Annotated in this window: 5 protein-coding genes; all 5 read right to left on the minus strand. The window is 46.7% G+C overall.

Annotated elements, in window-relative coordinates; genetic code table 11:
- Positions 1–20 precede the first annotated feature (20 nt).
- The 5 genes from hfq to tsaE all read right to left on the minus strand — a co-directional run bounded on the left by hfq (position 21) and on the right by tsaE (position 5,596).
- On the minus strand, positions 21–287 hold the full coding sequence (gene hfq / locus B9J84_RS10965; RefSeq protein ID WP_013857931.1) for an RNA chaperone Hfq: 267 nt from the start codon (positions 285–287) through the stop codon (positions 21–23).
- A 181-nt stretch (positions 288–468) separates the two neighbouring features.
- The gene (miaA, locus tag B9J84_RS10970; protein ID WP_026028407.1) at positions 469–1,416 is read right to left on the minus strand and encodes a tRNA (adenosine(37)-N6)-dimethylallyltransferase MiaA; all 948 of its coding nucleotides are present in this window, start codon (positions 1,414–1,416) and stop codon (positions 469–471) included.
- 15 nt (positions 1,417–1,431) lie between these two features.
- Positions 1,432–3,414 (minus strand): DNA mismatch repair endonuclease MutL, encoded by a 1,983-nt coding sequence (gene mutL, locus B9J84_RS10975; protein ID WP_094124131.1) that lies wholly within the window; start codon positions 3,412–3,414, stop codon positions 1,432–1,434.
- Positions 3,415–3,416: 2 nt separating this feature from the next.
- Positions 3,417–5,138, minus strand: coding sequence for an N-acetylmuramoyl-L-alanine amidase (locus B9J84_RS10980; protein WP_019281423.1), 1,722 nt, complete (start codon positions 5,136–5,138; stop codon positions 3,417–3,419).
- Positions 5,132–5,596 (minus strand): tRNA (adenosine(37)-N6)-threonylcarbamoyltransferase complex ATPase subunit type 1 TsaE, encoded by a 465-nt coding sequence (gene tsaE / locus B9J84_RS10985; RefSeq protein WP_010318946.1) that lies wholly within the window; start codon positions 5,594–5,596, stop codon positions 5,132–5,134. Before tsaE ends, B9J84_RS10980 begins: the two co-directional genes overlap by 7 nt.
- Between the last annotated feature and the right edge of the window lie 82 nt (positions 5,597–5,678).

The raw sequence follows: 5,678 nt of genomic DNA on the forward strand, positions 1-5,678 counted from the left end.
AAATAATACTAATCAGAGAATTACTCTTCTGATTTGTCTGATGGACGATCAGACCCAGTGCGTGGCTCAGCAGTGTGGTGGCTCACTGCACGTGCAGGAACAACCGTTGAAATCGCATGCTTATACACCATTTGATTGACTGTGTTTTTCAGTAAGATCACAAATTGATCAAAGGATTCAATCTGACCTTGAAGCTTAATTCCGTTCACAAGGTAGATGGATACTGGAATGCGCTCACGACGTAGTGCATTTAAGAATGGGTCTTGTAGAGATTGCCCCTTAGCCATTTTATTTTCCTTATTTGTATTTTGTTGTAGTTATTTAGCTAGTGGTGCACTGCATTATTGGTGCGGCCTTTGCATCTGAGCTAAATGAATAAAAACCCCGTTGCTACTTGTTATGACGGCGATAATGCCAAATATCAAGTAACGGATCCTTTACAGGGTACATCACGCAAAAGCGATCACATTATACACAGCTAACTCCATCAGATGCTATGGCATTTGAGAGAGTTTCTACTGCATGATCAATGTTTTCGCTATCTAACCAAGTTAAATCATCCCAGCTGCGTAACCAGGTGATCTGACGCTTGGCCAATTGACGGGTTGCACAGATTCCACGATATACCGCTTCCTCTAACGTACAATTCCCATCCAAATAGTCCCACATCTGTCGATAACCAACACAGCGAATCGATGGCAAATCCGGATGAAGATCGTTTCGAGCATAAAGTGCTTTCATTTCTTCTTCAAATCCAGCTTCGATCATCTTTTCAAACCTGAGTTCGATTCGACGGTGGAGCTCAGCCCTTTCCTTGGGAGCTATAGCAAACTGTTTAACTCGAAATGGCAGGCTTTCACCTTTCGTTTGAGTTAACTCTGTAAGAGTTTTACCTGAAATTCGGTAAACTTCCAATGCTCGTGACAATCTTTGTGGATCATTAGGATGAATTCTTGCCGCCGAAACCGGATCAATCGTTTGTAATTGATCGTGTAACTGACCCCAACCATGCTCCAAAGCCTCTTGCTCAATTTGTTGCCGTATCTCAGGGTTAGCCGCAGGAAGTGGCGAAAGCCCTTCAAGTAGAGCCTTGTAATACAACATAGTTCCCCCAACGAGCAGAGGAATTTTGCCTTGCGCGGTAATATCATGCATTGCAAGTAATGCATCGCGACGAAAATCCGCCGCCGAATAGGCTTCACTTGGATCCAAAATATCGATCAGACGATGGGGAGCGAGTGCCAGTTCATGTGCATTAGGTTTGGCGGTGCCAATATCCATGCCTTTGTAGATCAGCGCCGAGTCGACACTGATGATTTCCACTGGGTATTTTTGGCGCAAACGAATCGCCAAATCTGTTTTACCTGATGCGGTCGGGCCCATTAAAAACAGAGCCAATGGTTGTGTTTGATTCATCATTCTTTTAATTCGTTATGCCAACAAGGCGGCTATGGTGGTAGAAAAATCAACGGGGCGGACAAAACTCGCATCATGAAGAGGAAGTTGCCCTTGCCAAAGCTGTTCAAGTTCCGAAATCATTTGGATGGCTTCAGACAAAGTGTAGTCACTTTTCACCACAGTGATGTGTTCAGCCAGCCAATCGGCAACAAGATCCACCGTAATAGGTTCATCATCAGCCGTAACATTAGCGGACACGTAAGATAGCAGATCTGGGATTAAGTTTTGCAGGTTTTGTTGCCTCAACGGTTGAGGTACGCCCATCACCATGATGCTTGAACCATGACGTTCTTTAAGCTCAATCCCTAGCGTATTCAACATCGGCTGGCAATGCGCTAACGCTTGATGTTCTTGTGCTGAGAGCTTTATGGAGAGCGGCACGAGTAAAGGTTGGCTTTTCAAGAAGCCTTGTTCGGTATGCAATTGGCCGCGAGTTTTCAGCCATGCTCCTTTGATAAGAGAAAGCAATACGACGCCCTGTTTGGACCCCATTAACAGGTACTGCCCTTTGATTACCGCAATAGCTTTCCCCAACTGTTCGAGCTGCAGCATTTCACCTTGATCTTGATGTGCGATAGGAGAAAGTTCGACTGCAGAAGCCGGCGGTTGAGTTGCCATCAGCTCTTGATAGAGCTTCACTTCCCCGCTTGAAGGAGAGCCCGTTGGCTGGTGCTCAGCTTTCACCCGAGAAGAAGATGGAGAGCCGTTTTGCTGCCAATGGCTACGCTTTGGCGTTTCAGCTATGCCGTGCGCGGTTGTGCTTTCTCGCTCAGCTTTTCGTGGATAAGCGGGAGTGTTGTCAATCGCTTGCCACACTTGCTCTGGAACGGTGTTATGCCCCTCAGTTTCTTGGCACACACTATCAATTGCAGTGTCATTCTCAATGCGATCCACAGTCGCCGCATCGGGCTGATGAAAAGCCGATGGTTTGAGCTGCGGCTTCTCAATGTGCTTGCTTTCAGCCAGTGCACTACTGAGTGCTTGATAGATAAAATCATGCACTAATCGCGCTTGATGGAAACGCACCTCGTGTTTCGCGGGATGGACATTCACATCCACTTGATGGGGATCGAGCTCAATGAAGAGTACATAAGTGGCGAACTGATCGCCTCTCAGGCTGGTTTCATAACTTTGCCGGATAGCATGATTAATCAGCTTGTCACGCATCATCCGCCCATTAACGTAGCAGTATTGCAAATCACTCTGCTGGCGCGCGCCTTCTGGAGTCGTTATCCAACCATGCAAGCGAAGCCCTTGATGTTCCAACTCAATGTTCAGCATATGGCGAACAAAAGCGTTGCCACACACAGCCGCGATTCTTTTTTCCTCTTGAGCGGCCGTTTTAGCCGCTCGATATTGACGTACCATCTTGCCGTTATGGCGCACATTGATGGTGACATCAAACCGACTCAAAGCAATGCGTTTTAGTAGCTCATCAATGTGAGTAAATTCTGTTTTCTCTGTGCGTAAAAATTTGCGCCGAGCGGGCGTATTAAAGAACAGATCGAGAACTTCGACAGACGTTCCAATCGGGTGTGCGGTTGGCTGCAACTTAACCGCCATATCTCGACCTTCACTGTATGCTGCCCAAGCTTGTTCTTGCGTGGCTGGACGAGACGTCAATGTAAGCCGAGAGACTGAGCTAATACTCGCGAGCGCTTCTCCACGAAAACCTAGGCTGACGATCGCCTCTAAATCATCTAAGGTGTGAATTTTAGAAGTTGCATGGCGGCTTAAAGCGAGCGCCAATTCCTCTTTTACTATCCCTTGCCCGTTATCGCGCACACGAATAAGCTTCGTACCTCCCTTTTCGATATCGATATCGATACGAGAGGCGCCCGAATCCAAGCTATTCTCCACCAGCTCTTTAACGACAGAAGCCGGCCTTTCAACCACTTCACCTGCGGCAATTTGGTTAGCAAGACGTGCGGGTAGAATCTTAATCGTCATACTCATTACTACTTATTGGGAATGATCAACACTTGCCCTATGGCGAGCTGATCAGACCGAAGTTGGTTTACTTGGCGAATACTATTCAGACTCACTTGATATTGGCTGGCAATTTTGCTCAAAAACTCGCCTTTTTCAACTTTATGCTTACGCAGCGGCTTATCCTTCAAACTCACCGTTATCTTCAGTTTCTGCCCCAGCGTTAAGGTGTCTGAACGCAAGTTATTCTCGCGTTTAATCGCATCCACACTCACTTTATACGTGCTCGCTATCTTGCCCAAATACTCGCCAGATTTCACCACATGCGTAACAATTTCCGTTTCTACTGGGTTGCTGACCACAGGAACGCGAATCGGAGCTGACGTGGCCGGAATCGTTAAGATTTGACCAATCGACAAATTGGCATTTTTTAGTTTGTTGGTTGCGATTAATGCTTGAGTCGAGGTGCCATATTTATTAGCGATAACCGAGAGTGATTCACCACGCTGCACTTTGTGCTTTTGCGTCTTACCACGATTAGCAAACAGAGTGCCCTCGGGTGGGTTTTCTTCAAAATACTTGACGATGGCGGTTGCCAATGCGCGAGCCAATTTATCTTGATGCGAGCGCTGAAATAGCAATTGTTCCTCGGTAGGGTTAGAAATAAAACCTGTTTCAACCAACACCGAAGGAATATCGGGCGACTTAAGTACCGCCAAACTTGCGTTGACTGGCTCTGCTTTATGTAAATGGGCTACTTTTCCCATTTCGCCTAGCAGATGAGTTGCCACCTTGTAACCCTCTTTTTGCGAGTGACTAAATTGCAAGTCCAGCAAGGTTTGGCTAACATTTCGATCGCTATTGTTTTTTGCCAGCACTTCACCAGCCCCACCTAACAGTTCTGATTGCTGTTCGTGGTTCTCAACCCAGCGAGCAATTTCCGTATTCGCACGCTTGGTATTTAACACAAACACCGAGCCCCCCCTGGGTTGTGGGGTATGAAACGCATCGGCGTGAATGGAGACAAGTAGGTGTGACTTATTACGGCGCGCAATTTCGGAACGTTTATTGAGGTTGACAAAGTAATCGCCACTGCGTGTCATGACCGCCTTCATTCCCGGTACGGCGTTAATTTGATCTGCGATCTTCTTGGAGATACTTAAGGTGGCATTTTTTTCATATTTTTTGGTCGGGCCAATCGAGCCGGGATCTTCTCCGCCATGACCAGCATCAATAGCCACCACGATATCTTCTGTCCCTAATAACTGTGAAGCGTCGCGGCTTACTTTAGTTTGGCTGGCCGGTTTTACTGTCGCCTTGTCGCTATCCAAATTGTGGGGTAAATCAACCACCAAACGATGCCCATACTGACCACCCGGCGTTGGCGCAAGTTTAAATGGCTGAGGGTTCACTTTGCGCTGTAACTCAAACACCAAGCGATACGTCCCTTTCTCCGGAGGCGAGCTATTACGAATTTGCTTGAGAACAGGGCTATCCGTGACTTTAAGCGGCAATTTTGTATTAAGCGTGGTGTTTTTCAAATCCACCACCAAACGCTCGGGGCTGCTTAAAGTGAAATAGCTATAATCCGCTTCAGTTTTGAGATCGATAACCACTCGAGTTTCATCTGGAGAAGGCCAAACGCGCACGCCTTCTAATGCATTCGCGTGCGCCGTTGAAGTAAATAAAGCACAGCCCCAAACCGCAAGGGATAGAGTTATCGTTCGTAACAAATGGATGATGTTCAACATAACTCCAACTGACTCAACAATGAGGATCCATAGGGGCTGTTTGCACTCAGAAAAGCTTGCCTTTGTTCGCCATCGTAACGTAGCTCAACATCAATATCTGCGGTTGGAAGTAGACCGCTGCCTTTTTCTGGCCACTCAACAAGGCAGATCGCATCCGGTGTGAAATAGTCACGAATACCCATAAATTCCAACTCTTCCGGATCGGCCAAGCGATAAAGATCAAAATGGTATACTTGCCAATCGGCTAGTTGATAAGGTTCAACTAAGGTATAAGTCGGGCTCTTGACGTTGCCAACATGGCCTAATGCGCGGATGAAACCACGGCTGAAGGTTGTTTTTCCAGCACCGAGATCACCATGCAAATAAAGCGTGGTTTGCGCAGAGCATCGCTTAGCCAAAGCTGCGCCTAATTTTACCGTTTGCTGTTCGTCTTTTAAGGTAAAGATCTTAGTACTCATGAATTACCGCTCTCAAGTGTCGAAAATTGACTATATAAAAATCAAAAGAACTCGAATAGTAAACTGGGTTGGAATTCAGAGA

It is taken from the genome of Vibrio sp. V03_P4A6T147 (assembly GCF_002241085.1).
Lineage (GTDB): Bacteria > Pseudomonadota > Gammaproteobacteria > Enterobacterales > Vibrionaceae > Vibrio > Vibrio anguillarum.